Source organism: Ensifer sp. Root278, from assembly GCF_001429285.1.
Lineage (GTDB): Bacteria > Pseudomonadota > Alphaproteobacteria > Rhizobiales > Rhizobiaceae > Ensifer.
In genome coordinates this window covers 98,353-119,416 of record NZ_LMJJ01000010.1, presented here as the reverse complement: position 1 = coordinate 119,416, position 21,064 = coordinate 98,353, and the positions used below count along the sequence as shown (strand labels likewise).

Annotated in this window: 19 protein-coding genes and 2 pseudogenes; 5 read left to right on the top strand and 16 right to left on the bottom strand. The window is 60.5% G+C overall.

The window, feature by feature from the left end:
* Window positions 1-181 (top strand): annotated as a pseudogene (locus ASE60_RS33685) (hypothetical protein); the annotation flags it as partial.
* Between the two features lie 54 nt (window positions 182-235).
* Here the strand turns inward: ASE60_RS33685 and ASE60_RS35625 are convergent.
* The 5 genes and pseudogenes from ASE60_RS35625 to ASE60_RS10960 form a co-directional block, all read right to left on the bottom strand.
* Window positions 236-422: pseudogene (locus tag ASE60_RS35625) on the bottom strand (MFS transporter); the annotation flags it as partial.
* Entirely contained in the window at window positions 418-1,698 is a 1,281-nt protein-coding gene (otnK, locus tag ASE60_RS10975; protein ID WP_057250138.1) for a 3-oxo-tetronate kinase, read from the bottom strand. The pseudogene ASE60_RS35625 and the gene otnK, both read right to left, overlap by 5 nt.
* A 3-nt stretch (window positions 1,699-1,701) precedes the next feature.
* Window positions 1,702-2,478, bottom strand: a complete 777-nt coding sequence (gene otnI / locus ASE60_RS10970) for a 2-oxo-tetronate isomerase (RefSeq protein ID WP_057250136.1) — start codon at window positions 2,476-2,478, stop codon at window positions 1,702-1,704.
* A gap of 13 nt (window positions 2,479-2,491) precedes the next feature.
* The gene (gene ltnD / locus ASE60_RS10965; protein ID WP_057250135.1) at window positions 2,492-3,436 is read right to left on the bottom strand and encodes an L-threonate dehydrogenase; all 945 of its coding nucleotides are present in this window, start codon (window positions 3,434-3,436) and stop codon (window positions 2,492-2,494) included.
* A 67-nt stretch (window positions 3,437-3,503) separates the two neighbouring features.
* Window positions 3,504-4,820, bottom strand: a complete 1,317-nt coding sequence (locus tag ASE60_RS10960) for an MFS transporter (RefSeq protein WP_057250133.1) — start codon at window positions 4,818-4,820, stop codon at window positions 3,504-3,506.
* A 232-nt stretch (window positions 4,821-5,052) separates the two neighbouring features.
* Here ASE60_RS10960 and ASE60_RS10955 point away from each other — a divergent pair, with 232 nt between their 5' ends.
* Both ASE60_RS10955 and ASE60_RS10950 read left to right on the top strand, forming a co-directional pair.
* Window positions 5,053-6,051 carry a LacI family DNA-binding transcriptional regulator gene (locus ASE60_RS10955; RefSeq protein ID WP_057250131.1) on the top strand — a complete coding sequence of 333 codons (999 nt, stop codon included), beginning with the start codon at window positions 5,053-5,055 and terminating at the stop codon, window positions 6,049-6,051.
* 15 nt (window positions 6,052-6,066) lie between these two features.
* Window positions 6,067-6,735, top strand: coding sequence for an aldolase (locus ASE60_RS10950; protein ID WP_057250129.1), 669 nt, complete (start codon window positions 6,067-6,069; stop codon window positions 6,733-6,735).
* A gap of 24 nt (window positions 6,736-6,759) precedes the next feature.
* Here ASE60_RS10950 and ASE60_RS10945 read toward each other — a convergent pair whose 3' ends face one another.
* The 7 genes from ASE60_RS10945 to ASE60_RS10915 all read right to left on the bottom strand — a co-directional run bounded on the left by ASE60_RS10945 (window position 6,760) and on the right by ASE60_RS10915 (window position 13,914).
* Window positions 6,760-7,659, bottom strand: a complete 900-nt coding sequence (locus ASE60_RS10945) for a carbohydrate ABC transporter permease (RefSeq protein WP_057250127.1) — start codon at window positions 7,657-7,659, stop codon at window positions 6,760-6,762.
* 15 nt (window positions 7,660-7,674) lie between these two features.
* Entirely contained in the window at window positions 7,675-8,607 is a 933-nt protein-coding gene (locus tag ASE60_RS10940; protein WP_057250126.1) for a sugar ABC transporter permease, read from the bottom strand.
* Window positions 8,608-8,702: 95 nt separating this feature from the next.
* Complete coding sequence (locus tag ASE60_RS10935) at window positions 8,703-10,019, bottom strand: ABC transporter substrate-binding protein (protein ID WP_057250124.1); 1,317 nt, start codon at window positions 10,017-10,019, stop codon at window positions 8,703-8,705.
* A 151-nt stretch (window positions 10,020-10,170) separates the two neighbouring features.
* A complete protein-coding gene (gene ugpC / locus ASE60_RS10930; RefSeq protein WP_057250122.1) occupies window positions 10,171-11,238 on the bottom strand; it encodes a sn-glycerol-3-phosphate ABC transporter ATP-binding protein UgpC in 1,068 nt (355 codons plus the stop codon).
* Between the two features lie 98 nt (window positions 11,239-11,336).
* Window positions 11,337-12,113: an SDR family oxidoreductase gene (locus ASE60_RS10925; RefSeq protein ID WP_057250120.1), complete on the bottom strand. Its 777-nt coding sequence runs from the start codon at window positions 12,111-12,113 to the stop codon at window positions 11,337-11,339.
* A 1-nt stretch (window position 12,114) separates the two neighbouring features.
* On the bottom strand, window positions 12,115-13,098 hold the full coding sequence (gene denD, locus ASE60_RS10920) for a D-erythronate dehydrogenase (protein WP_057250118.1): 984 nt from the start codon (window positions 13,096-13,098) through the stop codon (window positions 12,115-12,117).
* A gap of 39 nt (window positions 13,099-13,137) precedes the next feature.
* Window positions 13,138-13,914: a FadR/GntR family transcriptional regulator gene (locus ASE60_RS10915; protein ID WP_057250165.1), complete on the bottom strand. Its 777-nt coding sequence runs from the start codon at window positions 13,912-13,914 to the stop codon at window positions 13,138-13,140.
* 564 nt (window positions 13,915-14,478) lie between these two features.
* On the opposite strand from ASE60_RS10915, the gene ASE60_RS10910 reads away from it, so the two are divergent.
* On the top strand, window positions 14,479-14,682 hold the full coding sequence (locus ASE60_RS10910) for a hypothetical protein (protein ID WP_057250116.1): 204 nt from the start codon (window positions 14,479-14,481) through the stop codon (window positions 14,680-14,682).
* A 1,301-nt stretch (window positions 14,683-15,983) separates the two neighbouring features.
* Here ASE60_RS10910 and ASE60_RS10900 read toward each other — a convergent pair.
* On the bottom strand, window positions 15,984-16,478 hold the full coding sequence (locus ASE60_RS10900) for a ferritin-like domain-containing protein (protein ID WP_057250112.1): 495 nt from the start codon (window positions 16,476-16,478) through the stop codon (window positions 15,984-15,986).
* 329 nt (window positions 16,479-16,807) lie between these two features.
* Here ASE60_RS10900 and ugpC (ASE60_RS10895) point away from each other — a divergent pair, with 329 nt between their 5' ends.
* Entirely contained in the window at window positions 16,808-17,893 is a 1,086-nt protein-coding gene (gene ugpC, locus ASE60_RS10895; RefSeq protein WP_057250110.1) for a sn-glycerol-3-phosphate ABC transporter ATP-binding protein UgpC, read from the top strand.
* 77 nt (window positions 17,894-17,970) lie between these two features.
* Here the strand turns inward: ugpC (ASE60_RS10895) and ASE60_RS10890 are convergent, their stop codons facing one another.
* From ASE60_RS10890 to ASE60_RS10880, 3 genes are all read right to left on the bottom strand, one after another.
* On the bottom strand, window positions 17,971-18,813 hold the full coding sequence (locus ASE60_RS10890; RefSeq protein WP_057250108.1) for a carbohydrate ABC transporter permease: 843 nt from the start codon (window positions 18,811-18,813) through the stop codon (window positions 17,971-17,973).
* Complete coding sequence (locus ASE60_RS10885; RefSeq protein WP_057250106.1) at window positions 18,810-19,694, bottom strand: sugar ABC transporter permease; 885 nt, start codon at window positions 19,692-19,694, stop codon at window positions 18,810-18,812. Before ASE60_RS10885 ends, ASE60_RS10890 begins: the two co-directional genes overlap by 4 nt.
* Before the next feature lie 87 nt (window positions 19,695-19,781).
* The gene (locus ASE60_RS10880; protein ID WP_057250104.1) at window positions 19,782-21,056 is read right to left on the bottom strand and encodes an extracellular solute-binding protein; all 1,275 of its coding nucleotides are present in this window, start codon (window positions 21,054-21,056) and stop codon (window positions 19,782-19,784) included.
* Between the last annotated feature and the right edge of the window lie 8 nt (window positions 21,057-21,064).

Sequence of the window (21,064 nt, the reverse complement as noted above, 5' to 3'; positions counted from 1 at the left end):
TCGCCGCGCCCGAGATGTGACGGGGGTCTACGGTGCGGTAGGCGGTGGCGGCGCGGTCGGCAAAGGGGCCCAGGTGATCGCCATGACCAATGACAAGGGTGCCCAACTCGAGCTCTCAGGCAAGCAGGTAGGCCTGCAAGTCAACGCCGATCTCAGCGGACTTGCCATCACGGTGAAGTAAGGTTCGTCGTCCCTGCCCGCTACGCTGAATACAAAGGTCGGCTTTCAGCGCTCTGGCGACAAGCAGAGCAATCCCGGTGACCTCATTGAACATGCCGAAAGCCGCTCCGCGCAGTTCGTCCGGAGCGGCGTCGGCAATCGGCGTCGCCAGAAGCCCTTGCGTGAAGCCCATACCACAGCACGACGCCGATACCGCCCTCCTGCGATGCTGGTGCAAAGGCGAGGACCAGATCAGCCTCAATGCATCATCGCCAGCGCGGCCGTGAAGAAATCCTCGCCTCCGAAGTTTCCCGATTTCAGCGCCAGCAGCATATCGCCCTGCGTGTTGCCGACCGTTCGCAGCACCGGCACGCCGGGCGCGATCTCCGGGCCGATCAGGAAGGCCGGAATGGCCAGCCTGTCGACCGCGGCACCGGAGGTTTCTCCGCCGGCGATCACCAGGCGCCGCACGCCTCTTGCCACCAGTTCGGCGGCGATGACCGACGTTGCAGATTCGATCGCGTGACCGGACGCCTCGCGCCCATATAGTGATTGCAACCGGGACACGGTTTCCGGCGCTGCGCTCGCGGCGACGACGATGGGACCGGCCGAGATGCGGTCTCCGGCCCAGGAAATTGCCGCGGCGATCTCATCCGGGCCGGCAAGCAGCCGCTCCGGGTCGAGCCGCAGGACGGGCATCGACCGTTCGGCGACGTCGAGCTGATGCAGCGTTGCCTTGGAACAACTGCCGGCAACGACGGCGGAAAGCCCGCCCACGGGGCAAATGGCGTTCGCCGTTGTAGCGCCGCTGGCAGGAGCCCGGCCGGAGCGGACGAGTGCACGGGCAAGGCCAAGTCCGAGCCCCGACGCACCGGTGGATACCGGCGTTTCCAGTGCGATCGCGCCGAGCGTCTCGAGATCGCGTTCGAAGATGGCGTCGGCGATTGCCGACCCGACACCTGCCTCACGCAAGGCCTCGAGCCGGGCCCTGACTGTATCCGGTCCCGCCGCGATTGCCGGCAGATCTATAAGCCCGACGGCACCGCGCGACTGTCTGGCCATCACCCGCACGAGATTGGCGTCGTGCATCGGATTGAGGGGATGGTCCTTGAGCGGGCTTTCGTTTAGCGGCTGTCCGCCGACGAAGAGATGGCCGAGATAGACGGTTCGGCCCGTTTCCGGAAAGGCAGGCGTCACCAGCACAAGTCCACCGCCCGCGGCATCACTCAAAGCCTCGGTGACCGGACCGATATTGCCGGCATCGGTGGAATCGAAGGTCGAACAGACCTTGTAAAGCACATGGGCGGCGCCGCTCCGGCGCAGCCATCGTTCGGCCGCGGTCGCGGCTGTTACGGCGTCAGCGGCAGGTACCGAGCGGATCTTCAGGGAAACGACAACCGCGTCTACATCCGGCAGCGCCAGCGACGGGTCGGGGATGCCGACCGTCTGCACCGTGCGCAGTCCGTTTTTCGTAAGCGTGTTGGCGAGGTCGGAGGCACCCGTATAGTCGTCAGCGATCGATCCGAGCAATATAGCCACCGTCTAGCTCCTTGCAAAAGGTCTGAACCAGCCAAGACCGTCCAGTGTGTGGCCGCGCGGGATGTATTCGCAGCCGATGAAACCGTCATAGCCAAGGCGGTCGATTTCGCCGAACAGATAGGGATAGTTCAGCTCCTCCCCGTCCGGCTCGTTGCGTGACGGCACGCTGGCGATCTGGATATGGCCGGTGATCGGCATGAGGCGGCGCAAGGCCACGACCACGTCACCATGGATGATCTGACGATGATAGACATCGAACTGGAGCTTCAGGTTCGGCAGGCCGAGTTCCCCGATCAGGCGCTCGGCTGCGCCGAAATTATCGAGGAAATATCCCGGCATGTTTCGCCCGTTGATCGGCTCGAGCAACAGGTCGATGCCCTTCTCTGAGAGCCGCCCCGCAACGTAGACGACGGAGCGTCGGTAAGATGAGGCTGCGTCCTCGTCGTTTGGATCAGCAAGGCCAGCCATCAGGTGCAGCCGCCCGACACCCGTCGCCGCCGCATAGTCCAGCGCGCGCTCGACGCCCGCTTTCAGCGCATCGAACCGTCCGGGAAGCGCCGCGATACCCCGCTCGCCGGCGGCCCAATCGCCGGGCGGCAGGTTGAACAAGGCCTGCTGCAGATTGTTGCGGGSGAGCCGTTCGGCGATTGCCTCCGGTGTGGCTTCATAGGGAAAGAGATATTCGACGGCGGCAAACCCGGCATCGGCCGCAGCGTCGAAGCGGTCGAGGAACGGCCATTCGTTGAACATCATGGTCAGGTTGGCGGCGAAAACCGGCATGGTGGTGTTCCTTTTACAGGCTCTGCAGCTCTTTGGTCGCACCGGGCAATGTTGCGCCCGAGAGCTGGGCGTAGAGGCGCGCGAGCGACGAATCGTCGTCGCGGCCCATGCCGGCTCCGGACGCGCCCAGATACATCTGCAGGGCCGCAGCTGCGAGCGGTACCGGATAGCGCTCTGAGCGAGCCATATCCTGGACGATGCCAAGATCCTTGACGAAAATCTCGATGCTGCTCAGCGGACTATAGTCTCCGGCCAGCACATGCGGCACGCGGTTTTCGAACATCCAGGAATTGCCGGCCGAGGCCGTGATCACTTCATAGACCTTGTGGAGGTCGAGGCCCTGCTTGGCTGCAAACGTTATCGCTTCGCAGGCGGCCGCGATGTGCACGCCGGCGAGAAGCTGGTTGATCATCTTGAAGGCGGCGCCGGTTCCGGCCGCGTCGCCGAGTTCGTAGACTTTGCCGGCCATGGCGTCGAGACCCGGGCGGGCCGTGTCGAAAGCCGGCTTGGAGCCGGATGCCATGATCGTTAGTTCGCCGTTTGCCGCCTTGGCCGCGCCGCCCGAAATTGGCGCATCGAGATAATGCAGACCGAGAGCCTCCACCCGTTGTGCCAGATCGCGTGCCACAGCCGGGTCCATGGTGGCCGACGAAATGAAGACTGCTCCGGGCTTCATCGTCCTTGCGACACCCTCGACGCCGAACAGCACAGCCTCGGTCTGCGCACCGTTGACGACGACGGAGACGACAATGTCGGCATCCTTTGCCGCACCGGCGGGCGTGGCAGCGCCTCGTCCACCCTCGCTGGTGAAGCGGTCCACCGCCGCAGGAGTGATGTCATACCCAACGACGTCGAGGCCTGCGCGCTTCATCGACCGGGCCATTCCGAGCCCCATGGAGCCAAGGCCGATGACGGCCGCGACAACAGCGGGGCCTGTATTTTCAGCAAGCGGTGACATGACGAGTTCTCCAGTCTTGTAAGGAAAGAGCCGCCCTCCGGATGCTGCCACCCGGAGGGATTGGTGTTTAGCGGTTGACGGTTTTCGCCGGAACCGTCAACACGGCCAGCGAACCGATGACCAGGGCTGCGGCGAGAAGATACATGCCCGCGCTGTTGCTGCCCGTAAGATCTTTCAGATAGCCCACCAGAAACGGCCCGAGGAACCCGGCGAGATTGCCGACCGAATTGATCCAGGCGATGCCGGCGGCCGCTCCCGTGCCGGCGAGAAAAGCCGTCGGAAGCGACCAGAAGAGCGGCGCGCAGCTGATGGCGCCCGCAGCAGCCAGCGAGAGGCAGACGATTGAGACCGTCGTGCTTGTCGCCGTCGTTGCCGCGACAAAACCACCGGCGGCGATGAGCGCGGGGATGACCAGGTGCCACCGGCGTTCACGCAGCCTGTCGGCGGAGCGACCGAGCGCCAGCATGGCGAAGAAGGTGCAGATATAGGGGATAGCGGAAATCAGGCCGATATTCAGGTTCCCGCTGACACCAGAGGCCTTGACGATGGACGGCATCCAGAAATTCAGGCCATATTGCCCAAGCACGAAGCAGAAATAGACAAGGCACATCAGCCAGACGCGGCGGTCCGTCAGCGTTCCGGCAATGCTGTGCGGGCTCGAGGCCTTGGCCCGGTTCTCCGCCTCGATATTGGCCGCCAGCACACGCTTTTCGTCGTCGTTCAGCCATTTCGCATCACGGATCTTATCATCAAGGTAGAAGAACGTGGCGACGCCGAAAAGGATGGCCGGGATGGCTTCGATCAGGAACATCCACTGCCAGCCGGAAAGACCATGCGTGCCATGGAAGCTGTCCATCAAGAGACCCGACAGCGGATTACCGAAAATGGCGGATATCGGGATTGCGGACATGAAGGTGGTTATGATTCTGGCGCGGCGATGGGCCGGATACCAAGCGGTCAGATAGAGAATGATGCCGGGGAAAAATCCCGCTTCGGCAACGCCCAGCAGGAAACGCAGGACATAGAAGACGGCTTCCGACGAGGTGAACATGAAGGCGGCGGAAATGATGCCCCAAGTGACCATGATGCGGGCAATCCACACCCGCGCGCCGACCTTGTTCATGATAATGTTGCTCGGCACTTCAAACAGAAAATAGCCGATGAAGAAAATACCTGCGCCGATGCCATAGGCCGCTTCCGATAGGCCGAGCTCACTCGACATCTGCAGCTTCGCGAAGCCGACATTGACGCGGTCGAGATAGGCGACCACGTAGCACAGCATCAAAAAAGGAACGATTCTCCAGAATACCTTGCCATAGGCCCGGTCTTCCACCGTCTGTGCGGCATACGCGCCATCGACTGGCGCCTGCGTTTGCAGCGTCATGATATTCTCCTCCAATTGTTGCCGCGGTCTCCTTCCGCGGCACGCCGGGCCAATAATGGCAGCGCTGCCATTTTCTTTAATCCATTTTGGCAGCGCTGCCAACGCGAAATTGGTAGCGCTGCCAAAAAAATCTTGCTTCTTGAAGAGAGTGGTGAAAAATGAGGACCGCAATCGGAGAGGGATGACGGCTTAGCGGCTGAAGCGCCCACCCGAGGTGGGGTCGAAAGTGACTATGGAATTCAAACACCAGGCGACAGTGACGCTTGCCGAGGTCGCGGAAGCGGCCGGCGTCGGCGAGAGCACGGTCTCGCGGGTGCTGCGCAACCACGGCTCGTTTTCCGGCAAGACGCGGGACCGGGTGATGGCTGCTGTCGAGCGGCTCGGCTATGTGCCGAACCGGATCGCAGGAACGCTCGCCTCCACCGCTTCGCGCCTGGTCGCCTTCGTCATTCCCTCGCTATCCAACATCGTCTTTCCCGATGTTCTGCGCGGCGCCAGCGCCGTTCTGGAGGAAAACCGGTATCAGGCGGTCTTCTCCGTCACCGACTATGACCCGGGGAAGGAAGAAGCGCTTGCCGCCGCAATGCTCGCCTGGCGGCCCGCGGCTGTGATGCTGGCGGGGTACGAGCACACGGAGGGCACGGTGAAGATGCTGCGCGCAAGCGGCTGCCGGATCGTCGAGCTGCTCGATCTGGACGGCGATGCGCTTGATCTGGCGGTCGGTTTCTCCAACCGCGCAGCCGGACGCGAAAGCGCGGCTTTCCTGCTCAAGCGGGGCTATCGCCGGATCGGGTATGTCGGCCACGACCTCAACCGCGATACCCGCGCCAGCAAGCGGTTTTCCGCCTTTTGCGAAACGCTGGGCGCGCATGACGCCCCCCTCGCCGATCGCGAAATTCTCTCCGGGGCATCGTCGGTGGAAAACGGCAGGCTGGGACTGGAGCGGCTGCTCGCCCGGACGCCCGATCTTGATGCGGTCTATTTCTCCAACGACGACATGGCGCTGGGCGGCTATTTTCACTGTCTGGCGCGGGGGATTGCGATCCCCTCGCAGCTTGCCATTTTCGGCTATAACGGCCTCGATATCGGCCGGGCAACGCCGCAGCCCCTCTCGACCATCCGCACGCCGCGCGTCGCGACCGGACAGGTGGCAGCACAGCTTGTCATCACCAATGCGCCATCCCAGGTCGTCGATCTCGGTTTCGAGCTGATCGAAGGGGCAACCGCCTGATAGGGAGAAACTGTCATGTCCGACGCGCGCCTGCGTGAAGAAATCTGCCGCTATGGCCGTTCGCTGTTCGAGCGCGGGCTGACGCCCGGTTCGTCGGGCAATATATCGTTGCGGCTGGAGGATGGCGGCTGGCTGGTCACCCCGACGAACGCCTCGCTCGGCTTCCTCGACCCGGCCCGCATCTCAAGGCTGGATGCCGAAGGCCGGCACCTCTCCGGCGACAAGCCGACCAAGGAAATTCCGCTTCACACGGCGCTCTACGACACGCGCGGCAGTGCCCGCGCCATCGTCCATCTTCACTCCACCCATGCGGTGGCGCTGACCATGCTGCCGGAGATCGATCCGCGCGCCGCCCTGCCGCCGATGACCCCCTACTATCTCATGCGCGCCGGCGAGACCGCGCTGGTCCCCTACTATCGTCCCGGCGATCCGGCGGTGGCCGACGCGATCCGCGGGCTGGCGGGAAAATACTCGTCGGTGCTTCTGGCCAATCACGGACCGGTCGTCGCGGGCGACAGCCTGGAGGCGGCGGTTTTCGCCACTGAGGAATTGGAGGAGACGGCGAAGCTCTATCTCCTGCTGCGCAACCTCAACCCCCGTTATCTCACCCCGGCGCAGGTCAACGATCTCACCAAGACCTTCGGCCTCGACCTGCCGTCGCATCACGACCATGATCACGATTGATGCGCGATCACCTGAAGCAGGCACTCATTCCTTCACGGCCCCGGTCATGGACGAGACGTAATAATCGACGAAGAAGGAATAGAGGATCACCACCGGCAGCGAGCCGAACAGCGCGCCGGCCATCAGCGCGCCCCATTCGAACACGTCGCCGCGGACCAGCTCCGTCAGCACGCCGACCGGCACGGTCTTGTTTTCCGAAGACTGGATGAAAGTGAGCGCATAGATGAACTCGTTCCACGACAACGTGAAGGCAAAGATGCCCGCCGATATCAGCCCGGGGACAGCAAGCGGCAGGATGATCTTGATCAGGATCTGCCAGCGCGTCGCGCCATCCACTAGCGCGCTCTCTTCGAGCTCGAACGGGATCGACCGGAAATAGCCCATCAACAGCCAGGTGCAGAAGGGAATGAGGAAGGTCGGATAGGTGAAGATCAGAGCCAGCCTGGAATCGTAGATGCCGAACTTGAAGACAATGAAGGCCAGCGGAATGAACAGGATCGAGGGCGGCACGAGATAGGCGAGGAAGATCAGCAGCCCCACCGGCCGCGAGCCCGAAAACCGAACCCGCTCGATCGCGTAGGCCGCAAAGACCGATGCCGCCAGTGACAGGAATGTCGCGCAGGTCGCCACCAGCATCGTGTTCCACAGCCAGCCCGGATAGGACGTCTCGAACAGCAGGTACTTGATATGGTCGAGCGTCGGGCCGACCACCCAGAAGGGACTGTAGTTGTTGTAGTCGGTCAACTGCGAATTGGGCTTAATCGCCGTGATCGCCATCCAGTAGAACGGAAAGAGCAGGACGAAGACGAACACTGCCATCGGCAGATAAACCATCACAATCCTGCGCGGCAGGCGGTTGAGATAGCTCATGCCCTGCACGTCGTCGGTGAGAACGGCGTCTTCGGATTTCACGGTCGTGGTCATCGTCATTCTCCCCAATCAATCCTGGCCGCCCTGCTGCCATTTGCGCCGCTGCAGGCCGAAGAAGCTGAACATGATGGCGGCAAGGAGGAACGGGATCATCGCCACCGCGATCGCGGCCCCCTCCCCGAGCTGTCCGCCCGGAATGCCGCGCTGGAAGGAAAGCGTCGCCATCAGATGCGTCGCGTTTACCGGCCCGCCCTTGGTGAGCACATAGATGAGCTGGAAATCGGTGAAGGTGAACAGCACCGAGAAGGTCATGACGACGGCAATGATCGGCGTCAGCATCGGCAACGTCACATAGCGGAAGCGTTGCCAGCTCGTTGCACCGTCCAGCGACGCCGCCTCCTGCAGCGAGGCCGGAATGGTCTGCAGGCCAGCCAGCAACGAAATGGCGACAAAGGGAATGCCGCGCCAGACATTGGCTGCGATCACCGAGGCTCGGGCATTCTCCGGATCGCCCAGGAAGTTGATCGGACTATCGATCACGCCGAGCTGCATCAGCGACCATGAAATGATCGAGAACTGCGCATCGTAGATCCACCAGAAGGCCAGCGCCGAGAGCACGGTGGGAACGACCCAGGGTAAGAGTACGATTGCCCGGAAGAAGGACTTGAATGGCAAATTTTCATTCAGCAGCAGCGCCAGCCAGAGCCCGAAGACGAATTTCAGGATCGACGCCACAATCGTGTAGAGCAGCGTGTTGAAGACCGACAGCCAGAAGACCGAGTCCTCGGCAAGGAAGATGTAGTTTTCGAGCCCGATGAACACCCCGTCACGACCGATGCGCGTGTCGGTAAAGCCGAGCCAGACGCCGAGACCGAGTGGATAGGTGAGGAAGCAGACAAGGAAGACGGCGGCCGGAAGCATGAAGAGGAAACCAATCACGTTCCTGTTCTGCATGAGCGAGGCCATCGCGGATGGCGGCTTCCTGGATGACGCTGTGGACATCGGACATCTCCCGTATAGCGGATTGGGGAACGGGTATCGGCGGGGCATTTCCGCCGATACCTTGTCTCAGCGGCCTATGCAGGCCATGTTGGGATTTAGACCCGGTAGTAGCGGTTTGCCCGGCGCTCAGCCTCTACAATTGCCTCTTCCGGCGTCATCTGCCCCGTAACCGCGGTGGCGAACATGTCGACCAGCACGTAGTCGGCCATGACGCCGGCGGACGCATAGCCGAGCGGGCCGGCATAACCGTTCGGGCGCAGCGTTTCGGAGGCGCGCGCATAAGGCGCGTGGATCGGATCGGACGTCCAGACGGGATTGTCGGCGAAAGCCTTGAGAGGCTGGCAGCAATACGCGCTGGAGCCCGTGATCCAGGCATTCATCTGGTCGGCCTCCATCATGAATTTGATATAGGCCTTGGCAGCTTCCGGATATTTCGTATGGCTGAAGAGCAGCAGCGAACTGGTCTGATGCAGCTCGACGCTCTGGCCGACCGGACCGACAGGGAAGTTCGTGGTGCGGATGTCGGCTGAAAGTTCCGCCATCGCCGGGTCCTTCTTCGACGCATAGTAGAGCGAGACGCCGTTCGCCGTCAGCGACACCTGGCCCGCCAGGAAGGCCCGGTTGTTATTGATGTCGAGCCAGCTCTCGGTGCCCGGAATGAAGGTCTCGTAAAGCGCCTTGGCATAGTTGACCGCTTTGAGCGTCTCGGGGCTGTTGATGACTACCTTGCCGCCTTCATCGACCATCTTGCCGCCATGGCTCCAGAGCAACCAATGGGCATAGTTGTTGCCGTCGCCGACGGCCTTGCCGTGCGGGAAGCCGGCTGGCGTTCCCTTGGCCTTCATCGCCTTGCAGAGTTCGAGGAACCCGTCGGTTTCCTTCGGAAATTCGCTGAAGCCGGCCGCCTTAACATGGCTGTCACGATAGCAGACGGCGTTGCCAATCGCCGTCAGCGGCATGGCGATGAACTTGTCGCCGCGCGAAGCATAACCCTTTACGCCATCGTACCATCCGCCGTATTTGCCGCCGAGGTAGTTGGCGAGTTCGGTCAGATCGACGAGCTTGTCGGGATATTGGTGGGCGTCGTCAAACCAGCACATCACCAGATCGGGCCCCGAACCGACATTGGCGGCGACGGCTGCCTTCGGGCGAATGTCTTCCCAGCTTTCCTTGTCTATGCGGACCTCGACGCCGGTCGCTTGGGTGAACTTCGCGGTATTGGCAAGCCATGCATCCTCGTCACCCTTGACGAAGGGCGTCCAGCGCAACAGCCTCAGGCTCGCCCCTTCCTCCGGCTTGTAGGCCGGCTCCGCCCCTTGCGCGAAAGACGGGCGGATGCCGAAAGGCGAAAGCCCGGCGATCCCCGCCAGCGCGGCGGACGCAGTGAGAAAATCACGTCTCTTGAAAGTCATAATGCTCCTCCTGGTGACACGGGACATCATCCTTTCCGGCACCCGCCGTCCCGTTTGGCGAATGCTGAGTTAATGGCTTCTGGAAATGCCGGAATGCCGGCCGATGCGTCAGGGGCTCCTCTTCCCTCGCGCAGCGCAAAACGGGACGGTATCAGTCGGTCAGCCGCACGCCGGTTTCGGCGTCGAACAGGTGCACATGATCGGCATCGATAGATAGGTGGATTGCCTCGCCCGGCCGGGCGGTCACGCGCTCACGGAAAACGCAGGTGACGTCCGTGCCGCCGAAGCGCACGATCAACTGCGTCTCGTAGCCGGTGGGCTCGATAACCGCGACGGTCACGGGAAACCCGTTCGGGTCGAGCGACATATATTCCGGCCGCAAGCCGTAGATCAGATCACGCCCTCTTGCCGCCGATGGCGACCGCGCGACTGGCAGCGCCATGCCATCGGTTGCGATAAAGCACTTCGGATTTTGCGGGTCGAGCCTGCCCTTGATCATGTTCATCGCTGGCGAACCGATAAAACCCGCGACGAAAAGATTGGCGGGGCTGTCGTAGAGGTCAAGCGGCGCGCCGATCTGTTCGACAATACCGTCATGCATGACGACGATTTTGTCGGCCATGGTCATCGCCTCGATTTGGTCATGCGTGACATAGACGGTGGTCGTCTTCAGCCGCTGGTGCAGTTCCTTGATCTCGGCGCGCATTGCTACCCGCAGTTTCGCATCGAGGTTGGACAGCGGTTCGTCGAAGAGAAACACCTGCGGATCGCGCACGATCGCCCTGCCCATGGCCACGCGCTGGCGTTGGCCGCCGGAGAGCTGGCGCGGATAGCGGTCGAGCAGCTTGGAAAGTCCCAAAATTCCGGCCGCGGTGCCGACGCGCTTCTCGATCTCGGATTTCGGCGAGCCGTTCAGCATAAGAGAGAAAGCCATATTGTCGGCGACCGTCATATGCGGGTAGAGCGCATAGTTCTGGAACACCATGGCGATGTCCCGATCCTTGGGCGGCAGGGCGTTAACCACCTTGTTGCCGATGCGGATCTCACCCGCTGAAATGTTTTCAAGCCCGGCCAACATTCGCAGAAGCGTCGATTTCCCGCAGCCCGACGGGCCGACAAGGATGACGAATTCGCCATCCTCGATTTCGATGTTCACGCCCTTGATGACGGGAAAGGCTCCGAATGATTTTCTGACATCGACGAAGTCAACGCCTGCCATATGCTTTCCTCCCTGTGAATTTCATCTGACATCGGCAGACTGTCCGGCGGCCGCCTCATGCCGTTCTTAGACCCCGTCCAGTTTCCTCTCGACCGCCCTTACCCCCGCCCCACCAGCGGCATCTTCGTCGCCATGACCGTCATCGTCAGCACATTCGCCTCCAGTGGCAGGCTTGCCATGTAGACAACAGCCGCGGCGATATGGGCGACCGGGATCGTCGGCTCACTGGCGGTCTCGCCATTCGCCTGCAACACCCCGGAATTCATCTTCGACGTCATGTCGGTCGCGGCATTGCCGATATCGATCTGGCCGCAGGCGATGTCATACTTGCGCCCGTCGAGTGCGGTCGACTTGGTCAACCCCGTGATCGCATGCTTGGTTGCCGTGTAAGGTGCTGAGTTCGGCCGCGGCGTCTGGGCCGAAATCGAGCCGTTGTTGATGATCCGCCCGCCGCGCGGCGCCTGCGCCTTCATCAGTCGGAACGCCTGCTGCGTGCAGAGAAAGGCACCCGTCAGGTTTGCGGCAAGAATGCCGCTCCATTGCTCGAAGGTCACCTCTTCCAGCGGCACGGCCGGCACATTGGAGCCGGCGTTGTTGACCAGGAGGTCGAGCCGGCCGAACTCGGTGCGGATCGCCTCGAAAAGGCGGACGACCGCATTGGGATCGCCGATATCGGCCCTGACACCCCGCACGGTTCCTCCCGTTTGCGCCGCTATGCCGCCAGCTGCTTTATCGAGCACGTCGGCGCGCCGGCCGGCGATGACGATGGTATAACCCTCCGCACTTAAGGCCTCGGCGATCCCGCGTCCGAGGCCCGTGCCGCCGCCAGTCACCAATGCGATCTTGCCTTCGCCGGATTTTAAAGCGCGAACCATCTCAGATATGTCCTCCGAGTTCATCTTCGATATGGATCCTGATGATCTCATCGAAGTTGGTTTCGGCTTTGAAACCCAGTTCGCAAGCACGCCGCGCGTCGAAATCGGTCGGCCAGCCTGAAACAATCGAGCGGATAACCGGGTCGGGCTCACGGCGGACGAGCTTGACGGCCTTCTCACCGGCTACACGCCGAAGGGCCTGGATCTCTTCACCAACGAGGGCGGAAAGGCCGGGCATGGTCAGATTGCGTCTCGGGCCGATCGCGGATGTATCCATCCGCGCGGCATGAATGAAGAACCCGACGGCCGAACGCGGGCTTGCAAACCAGTGGCGTACGTTCTCGTCCACCGGCAACACCGCCTCCTGACCTGTGAGCGGCTCGCGGAGAATATTGGAAAAGAAGCCGGACGCCGCTTTGTTGGGTTTGCCGGGGCGGATGCAGATCGTCGGCAGGCGGATGCCGACGCCATCGAAAATGCCGCGCCTCGAATAGTCGGCGAGAAGCAGTTCGCAGATCGCCTTTTGCGTGCCGTAGCTCGTCAGTGGCGTGGTAAAGAACTCGTCGCCAATCTTTTCCGGGAAAGGCCTTCCGAAAACGGCGATCGACGACGCGAAGATGACCCGCGGAACGTAGGGCTCCCGCAAACTCTCGTGGCGGATGGCCTCGAACAGCGCCCGCGTTCCGTCAAGATTGACCTTGTAGCCCTTGTCGAAATCAGTCTCGGCCTCACCGGAAACGATCGCCGCGAGATGGAAGATCACGTCGGGCCGCAAACCGACGACTTTCTCCGCGGCGTCATCGGTCGAAAGATCAAGCACGAGTGCCTTTGCAATTGGCGACAGCCCTTGAGGCACAGGCGGCTCGATCACATCCACCAGCGTCAGCCTAGAAATATCGTAGCCAAGCACGCCTTCCTCTGAGGCGAACTTCTCCACCAACTTGCGACCAACCATCCCGGCCGCTCCAATCACCATGACATCCATTTTCGACGAACCTCCCCGTCTGCCGCCGGCTCAGCCGGATCAGCCTGCCATCTTGCTCTTGCTCTTTTCCCGGTTTTTCTGCCCGCTCCCCGCAAGCAATTCCTTCGTCGTGTCGTAGATCCGGGTCAGATGCCGGCCAAATGCAGCGATCACCGCGTCCCGGTCGCGCCGCTCCAGTGCCTCCACGATCTCGGTGTGGTCGTCATAGCTGGCATCGATCGCGCCTGGCCGTGACATGGCGCTGCGCCGATAGTCCATCATGTAGGTGTAGAGATCGGTGACGAAATCGGCGAGCAGCGGGTTTCCGCAAGCCCGATAGATCGCCATGTGGAATTCGCGGTCGCAGATCAGAAAGCGCATGGCGTCATCGCCACACAGCTTCTGCGCTTCGAGCAGGCTTTTGAGCTTGCCCAGCGTCTCTTCGTCAATCATGTCAGCCGCATCGCCGACGACCTTCAGCTCGATATGCAGCCGGGCCGCATGAACATCGTCAAGATCGTAGCTGTCGATGGCGTTGGGGGAAGCGATGGTAACGGTGAGATGGCTGAGATCGACATTGCAGACCCGCGTGCGACTGCCCTGAGACACCTCGACGATACCGCGCGCAGCCAGCGTCTGGATGGCACCGCGCACCGTCTCACGGCTGACATGAAGCACGTTGGCGAGCTCCCTTTCCCCCGGCAAGACGTCGCCGGGGCGCAGCATGTTGGTGGCGATCAGGACCATCAGCTTGTCGGCGATGAGGTCACGGGCCGTGCGCCGGTCGAGACTCTGCCCGACCCTTGGCATTTGCGTGAGTATCGGGCTGCCGTCCATCGCCGTCACCGCCTCCAACTGACCCACTGGTTGGACCAGCAGATCAGTTTCTCCATGGAGCCGCGAAAAGTATGACTAGTCAAGACAGGTTCGTTGCTGCATCGCATCAAAGATCGGCCCTGGAACGGCGTCGCTGCCGGTCACCTCGCGCTTCGGCGGTAGGGGAAGCCGAAGTCGCAGCGGCCCTTATCGTCGAGCACGACGGCCTCGCCGTCGAGGATCATGGAGGTCCCCAGTTAGCAAAGCCGCCAATGCGACGGCCGTTCCATATCGCGCGATTTTAATGCGGCGCCCGCGTGCCACCATTCCAGTCGTAGCCCATCATGCTCCCAGCCGGCGTCATGCCGTGCGGGACTGGTGGCCTGTTTTTCTAACAAGGAGGTACTGCACATGGCTCGGGACACTCTTCCCGTCGCCTAGGCGTCGTTGCCTGCCATCCCCACCCATGATCAGGTGAAACCGATCAGCGTCATAACCGCACGGCAGGTTTGCTTAGACATCAAAAGATTTGAACATCATCGGCGGTCACACGTTATATCCTTGACCACGAGGCGAGGTTTTCCAATGTCTATTCATACGCGAGATATCGGCGAAGCGGTGCTCGGGCTGTTCCATTTGCATCATTTCGATGAGCCGCGGCTGAGCGACGATCAGCGGCTGCTGATCGAGGCTTATCGGTCGGGACAGGTTCCAGAAGCCGCATGGCAGGAGCATCTGACGCTCGATCCCGAGCTTGCTCGTTACTGGCGGTCAGATGCAAGACACTGAGCATCTGATCGGGATGTGCCTACAGGAGTTCGGCGTCGGGACTTCGAATCCATATCGCACGATCCTCAAGCTGCGCCTGCGAGCGCCATTCCAATCATAGCCATACGTTCGGCGTCGACGGCGGCTCCGGCCAAGGTGGAGGTCCCGCATCAGTCGGACCAGCCATCCTCTGACATCCGGTGTCGCCACGAACTCATCCATATGTTCGACGGCGTATTCGAGTGAGAGCAGTTGCCGCGTTCGGTGAGGCCGTCAAGCAGCGCGCCCATGCCGACAGATCCGGCATCAGATCCACGATTTTGGTGCCACCGCCGCTTGAGGGCGGTGAAACGTCGATGGGGCAGCAAGCTTCCTTCAGTCGAAGTTCGAGCTCCCATGGGTCTCGTATGCCGCTCATGAATAGATAGAGCGCCTCCCGAGCCAGCCACTCGCCTTCACCGCTTTGCCATCCATGACCCTCTCGAAGACCTCTGAAATCACAGTAAAGCCTTCAGGAAGGATGTATCCGGATTGCCGTTGATCAAACATGGCGCAACCTCCTCCAATTGGGGCGAAGCGCTTATGATCTCTCAGCCGCCGGAGCCCGCAGCACTGTCCGGCGATGAGCAAAATATGCGCCGACAAAGCGCCTCTGACAACGTAGGGGATCACAGCCTTTGTCGCATCGTTTTCGCTGCTTCGCGACACGACTCCAGCAGGTTCTCTTTTCCCATGCCGCGGATTTCGCCGCAGCGCCTGCACTGGATCAATTCTCTCGTCTCCATCTCGGAGAACGTAAGCCGCTCTCGCGTCCCGCACTTCTGGCACTGAATTTCAAAGCTGCCGGAGTCATCCACTGCTGCCTCCCGTTGCTTTCAAATTACCCCCACAACCTGGTCCACTGAAAGGGAATTTCAAGATGACCTATCGCCTACCGCTGGAATGGTTCCAGCCGGTGAAGATGTCGCGTATCATCGCGCGTTGAGTGCCGGCGCTTATCGAGCCTCAGAACTCGACAAGGAGCACTATCACCTCGTCGTAAGGATCTGGCAACGTGGTCCGCGGCACACGATTGCCGACAACCTGAACACCGCCGCCGACGACGGCCCACGCATCAAAGTTCTGAGTGTCGCGTCTACCAGTGATGACGGTTGGGTTGTTTCCGCTGCTGGTCCGGGGTTCGGCAAACGCCGACCTTCTCGAACGCGGAATTGACAACCATCACCGCCTGCCAAATCCAGCCGGCTCTCCGGCTGGGAAAGGTCGCTGCTACCAAGCCGCAAATATGAAGCGGATAGTACGGTCAGGGCCCCTTTGTTTCGTCACGCCGCCCTTGAACGCGCCGAGGTTTTGTTAATCGACGTTACAGCCAAGTTGGTGAGCTTGTTGTTCGTCGCCTTCTCTTGGTCGAGGATCTCACTCAGAAGCTTGTGCGCCTCATCATGGCCGAGGTCCTTGGCCCATTCCCGAAGCGAGCCATAGCGGGCGATCTCGTAGTGCTCGACAGCTTGGCAAGCGGCCAGAAGACCCACGTCCAACGCGGTCCCTTTAGCCTCTTTCATCAAACCGTCGGCCTCCTTGATCAGACCCTCGATAGCGTCGCATTTTTCGCCAGATGCCGTTTTGCCGATCGACTTGAAGACCTGCTCCAGCTTCTTGATCTGGTCTCTCGTCTCCAAAAGGTGTTCCTCGGCCGCCTTCTTCAGTTCGGCGCTATTCGCTGCCTTAGCGACCTTTGGAAGCGCCTTCGTGATAGCGTTCTCGGCGAAGTAGAGGTCCTGCAGCGTGTGTTCGAAAATATCAGCCAGCGATTTCATAAACTTTCTCCTTCGCAATGAAATGCAGGGGAGAAAGCATCTAGCGATGGAATCGTTCCAGTTCGCATGTCTTAAACGCAGGGCGCACTGCGAAACTGCTCGCTCACAGGCAACAAAAGACGCGCGTTCGAAGCTGGTCAGGGCCAGTCGAAACATTATGCGATCCAGGCAAGGGTCCGCTTTGCGCGCCAGAAGGAGACATTGGCCGAGCGTAATTCTCGCTTACGCCGGCGTCCACGTTCATGTGCTCGCCGCGGGCCGTTTGGTGAGACGATATCTTGACTTCCGATACATACCGGAAAGAATGATGAGAAGCATGGGAGGAAAGAATGGCTGAAATTCGGCTTGATCATGTTTCGAAGAGCTTCGGCTCGGTGTCAGTGATCAGCGATATTTCGCTGACGGTGAACGCCGGCGAGTTAATGGTGTTTCTCGGGCCTTCCGGCTCGGGCAAGTCGACGCTTCTGCGGATGATTGCAGGCCTGGAAACCATCGACTCCGGCTCTCTGACGATTGACGGTGTCCGGAGCGAGGCTCTCCCGCCCGGTCAGCGCAACGTGGCGATGGTATTTCAGAACTACGCGCTCTACCCGCACATGTCCGTGCGAGACAACATGGCGTTCGGGCTTGAGAATATTGGCCTCCCCAAGGTGGAAATAGAAGCGCGGGTCCTAACCGCGGCCCGCATGCTGGAAATGGAGCATCTTCTCTCCCGGAAACCTGCCCAGCTCTCGGGCGGGCAACGGCAGCGCGTCGCGATCGGCCGCGCAATCGTCAAGGAACCAAAGGCGTTCCTCTTTGACGAGCCCCTGTCAAACCTCGATGCGGCGCTGCGTGTGCGCACGCGCGTGGAACTTGCCCAGCTTCATCACCGGATGAAGGCCACGATGATCTACGTCACCCACGACCAGACTGAGGCTATGACACTCGCGGATCGAATTGTCGTGCTTAATCAATGCAAGATCGAGCAGATCGGAACACCGATGGAGGTCTATTTGAAGCCGGCATCGCGCTTCGTCGCGAGCTTTATCGGCAGCCCTGGCATGAACTTTCTATCGGTCGATGTCATTCGGCCCGGCCGGACGCCCGTACGCTTCGGAAACGGTTTCGAGTTCGAGATTGAAGCTCCGGTGCCCGCTCCCGGGAAATTCGATCTTGGGATACGACCCGAGTCGGTCCGTATCATGACAGGCGATAGTGATCCGTCTCGCCCCTCGACCGAGGCGCAGGTTGGGGTGGTAGAGCAGCTTGGCGAGCGAACGCTGGCCTATTGCACGCTGAAGGACGGCTCACAGTTGATCGCCCAGGATACGGGACGGTCGGAGGTGCGTCCCGGTGATCGTGTGCGCGTGGGAATCGACCCTTCGGCCATCCATCTCTTCGATGCGGATGGCAAGTCCTATCAAGCATTCTAAATCAATCTCCCAAATGGCAGCGAACCTCCGATCGTCAGATCGGAGGTCCGTGCAAGGGCCAGCGGGAGAACAGACAACTAGCCCTTTATACCCGCCGATAGCGTAATTGCTTCAGTCACCCGGCGCTGGAAGATCAGATAAGCCAGCGCCACCGGCAGGCCGGCAAGCACCGCCGCCGTCAGCTGCCTGGCGTAATAGACGCCGAATGCGTCGTTCACCTGAGTTATGCCAACAGTGATCGTCATCATATTGGTCTTGGTTACCGCGAGGAACGGCCACAGGAACGAATTCCAAGACCAGATAAAGCACACGATCGACAGTGCCGTGGTAACCCCCCAGTTCATCGGAATATATACGCGGGTCAAAATCCGCCATTCGGACGCGCTGTCCATGACCGCTGCCTCTCGGAAATCCTTCGGTACGCCATCGAAGAACTGCTTGTAGACGATGATGATCACCGGATGGATGAGCTGCGGCAACACGATCCCGCTCCAGGTGTTGATCAGCCCCAGATCGGCGACAAGTTCGAAATGGTTGACGATCAGGGCCTGCATCGGCACCATGAAACTCGCAAGGATGAGCCACCACAGCACGTTGCGAAATGGAAAGTTCAGCTGCGAGATGGCGTAGCCGCAAAAAAGCGACGAGCTGACAGTCAACACGGTGACCGCTGCGGCGGTGACGATGGAGTTGACGTACCACCTGCCGATTTCTGTCTGGGTCAATGCGAAGACGTAGTGCGAGACGGTAAAGGTTTCCGGCCAGAGTTCGATATAGGGCCTGACGACCTCGTCCTCCGGCTTCAGTGAAGAAACCACAGCCCAGTAGAGTGGAAACGCCCAGATCAGAGCGCACAGAATGGTCAGGACCGTAGTGATGAGGGCAATGATATTGAGGCGACGTGCTGTTGTCTCGGTCATCGGCCTCGCCCTCCTGAAAGTCGCGTCAGCTGGAAATTAAGAACCGATACCACAATGACGATCACGAACAGGACAACCGCGACGGCTGCCGCCCTTCCCCCCTGGTCGGACTGAAATGCCCGCTGGAACACGTAATACACCATGACCACATTGTCGTTGGGCCGGCCGCCCGTCGAGAAAAGATAGACCTGGTCGAAAATCTTGAGCTGCGAAATAAGCTGGATGGTCAGGACGAGCGCCGTGATCGGCCACATCAGCGGCCAGGTGATCCGGCGAAATGTCGACCAGCGACCGGCGTTGTCCAGGGCAGCTGCCTCGTAGATTTCCATGGGGATCGCCCGCAATCCGGCGAGAAACAACAGAATTGAAAAGCCGGCGGTCCACCATATCGTGATAACGCCCACAGCCGGCATGAACCATGCCGTTGATTTGAACACCGGAATCCGGGCGAGGCCGATCATGTCGAAGAGATACATGGCGATGCCGAACTGGAAGTTCAGCGTCCAGTCCCACAACAGATAAACCACCGAGACAGGCAGGATATAAGGCAGAAAGAACAGCGCCAGTATCGCCGCCTGGAGCCGGCCGGCGAGCCTGTTGACTCCGAGGGCGATGGCAAAGGCCGCAAGGGTTCCCGGGATGACGGTGAGGAGCACGAAATAGGCTGTATTCCACAATGCGGTACCAAATCGTCGATCGGAGGGCAGGCGCAGGTAATTTTCAAGACCCACGTAGTTGCCGTCACCAATCAGCGGCGCGTCCGTGAAGCTTATCATGAAGAGCTTGATTGTCGGGTAGACGAACACAAGTCCATAGATGGCGACAAAAGGCGCGACGAGCACCAATGCGAAAAAGGCTTCGTTGCGTCGGTTCCTGAGCATTGTCCTCCCGTTCCTCCCGTCGCCATCAAAGACTGGCAGCACTCAATATGCCCGGGCGGACGCTGCCCGCCCGGGCCTCAGCAATCGTCAGAGATCGTCAAGGCCTGCCTTGATTTCTTCCACTGCCTTTGTAGGCTCCATTTCGCCATTGAGCGTCGGCACGAAGTAGTTCGACATGACGTCGAAGATCGGGCCGGCAATGCCGGCCAGCGGCGTCTTGGGGTCAAAGATCATGTGCTTGGTCAGGGACGAATACGTGTGGTTCGGTTCCATTGCCTGATATTCAGGAGAAGCCGTTACCGGTCCATATGCCGGGATATGACCCGCGGTGGCCCAGAACAGCGATTGCTTGGACATCCAGCTCATCACCTCGAGCACAGCTGCGCGCTTCTCCGGGCTCAATGCCTTGCCCTGGTTGGCCGGGATTGCGAAAGTGTGGCTGTCCGCATAAGTCGACGGATGATTGAAGATCACCGGAAGCTCGACGGCACCCCATTCGAAAAGCTTGCCGTTCTTCTTGAGGTCCGTCATCGTGGGAATTTCCCAGACGCCGTTGATCATCATTGCGGCTTCACCCGATGTGAACAGTGCCACCGTTGCGGGATAGTCCGTGTAGGTAGACTGTAGTCCGTCCCGGGTCCATTCCTGCAGAACCGCCAGGGCATTCTCCAGCTTCTTGGCATTGTCGCCGGAGAGGAACTCGCCGTTCGTCATCAACTCACCGTCCTGCTGGCCGACGAGCGAATAGATGGTACGGAACATGAAGTTGCCGTCCGCAGTCACTGAACCCAGAGGGAACTTGACGCCTGCAGCCTTGAGTGCCTTCAAGGTCGCTGTGAAGTTTTCACGCGAATCCATTCCCTTCGGCTTGGCATCATCACCGAGCACGCCGGCCTTCTTGAGCAAGTCCTTGTTGTAGTAGAGAACGATCGGGTGCGTATCGAGGGGCACGGCATATTGCTTGCCATCGATGCTTACCGCATCCCAGGTGGCCGGCGCATAATCAGACTGGCCGAGACCCATTGCCTTCCAGTCGTCGGCCGTGATTTCCTGGAGAATGCCCTGTTTCACTGCGAGCGGGATACGGCTCGCATGGTAGGTCATGATGTCCGGCGCTTCGCCGACCGCCGCTGAGGTCTGGACCTTCGAATAAAACGGGGTCCCCCACTCCAGCGTCGTGGCATCGATCTTGATCTGGCCCTTGTGCGCCTCGTTGAAATCCGCGACCATCTGCTTCATGCGTACGCCATCGCCGCCGCCGAAGAAGTCCCACCACGTGACGATCTCCTCGGCATGGGCGGCAGACGTCATCAGACCACCTGCCAACAGCAGCGCCTTTGTAAATTTGAACCAATTCGGCATGGCACTTT

Bases quoted from the DNA above. Each gene is read 5' to 3' on its own strand.
- ASE60_RS10955 (WP_057250131.1), top strand. From the start codon at position 5,053: ATGGAATTCAAACACCAGGCGACAGTGACGCTTGCCGAGGTCGCGGAA.
- denD (WP_057250118.1), bottom strand. From the start codon at position 13,098: ATGGATGTCATGGTGATTGGAGCGGCCGGGATGGTTGGTCGCAAGTTG.
- ASE60_RS10910 (WP_057250116.1), top strand. From the start codon at position 14,479: ATGTCTATTCATACGCGAGATATCGGCGAAGCGGTGCTCGGGCTGTTC.
- ASE60_RS10890 (WP_057250108.1), bottom strand. From the start codon at position 18,813: ATGACCGAGACAACAGCACGTCGCCTCAATATCATTGCCCTCATCACT.
- ASE60_RS10885 (WP_057250106.1), bottom strand. From the start codon at position 19,694: ATGCTCAGGAACCGACGCAACGAAGCCTTTTTCGCATTGGTGCTCGTC.
- ASE60_RS10950 (WP_057250129.1), top strand. From the start codon at position 6,067: ATGTCCGACGCGCGCCTGCGTGAAGAAATCTGCCGCTATGGCCGTTCG.
- ugpC (WP_057250110.1), top strand. From the start codon at position 16,808: ATGGCTGAAATTCGGCTTGATCATGTTTCGAAGAGCTTCGGCTCGGTG.
- ltnD (WP_057250135.1), bottom strand. From the start codon at position 3,436: ATGTCACCGCTTGCTGAAAATACAGGCCCCGCTGTTGTCGCGGCCGTC.
- ASE60_RS10935 (WP_057250124.1), bottom strand. From the start codon at position 10,019: ATGACTTTCAAGAGACGTGATTTTCTCACTGCGTCCGCCGCGCTGGCG.
- ASE60_RS10900 (WP_057250112.1), bottom strand. From the start codon at position 16,478: ATGAAATCGCTGGCTGATATTTTCGAACACACGCTGCAGGACCTCTAC.
- ASE60_RS10915 (WP_057250165.1), bottom strand. From the start codon at position 13,914: ATGGACGGCAGCCCGATACTCACGCAAATGCCAAGGGTCGGGCAGAGT.
- ASE60_RS10925 (WP_057250120.1), bottom strand. From the start codon at position 12,113: ATGGTTCGCGCTTTAAAATCCGGCGAAGGCAAGATCGCATTGGTGACT.
- ASE60_RS10945 (WP_057250127.1), bottom strand. From the start codon at position 7,659: ATGACCACGACCGTGAAATCCGAAGACGCCGTTCTCACCGACGACGTG.
- ASE60_RS10960 (WP_057250133.1), bottom strand. From the start codon at position 4,820: ATGACGCTGCAAACGCAGGCGCCAGTCGATGGCGCGTATGCCGCACAG.
- ASE60_RS10940 (WP_057250126.1), bottom strand. From the start codon at position 8,607: ATGTCCACAGCGTCATCCAGGAAGCCGCCATCCGCGATGGCCTCGCTC.
- ASE60_RS10880 (WP_057250104.1), bottom strand. From the start codon at position 21,056: ATGCCGAATTGGTTCAAATTTACAAAGGCGCTGCTGTTGGCAGGTGGT.
- ugpC (WP_057250122.1), bottom strand. From the start codon at position 11,238: ATGGCAGGCGTTGACTTCGTCGATGTCAGAAAATCATTCGGAGCCTTT.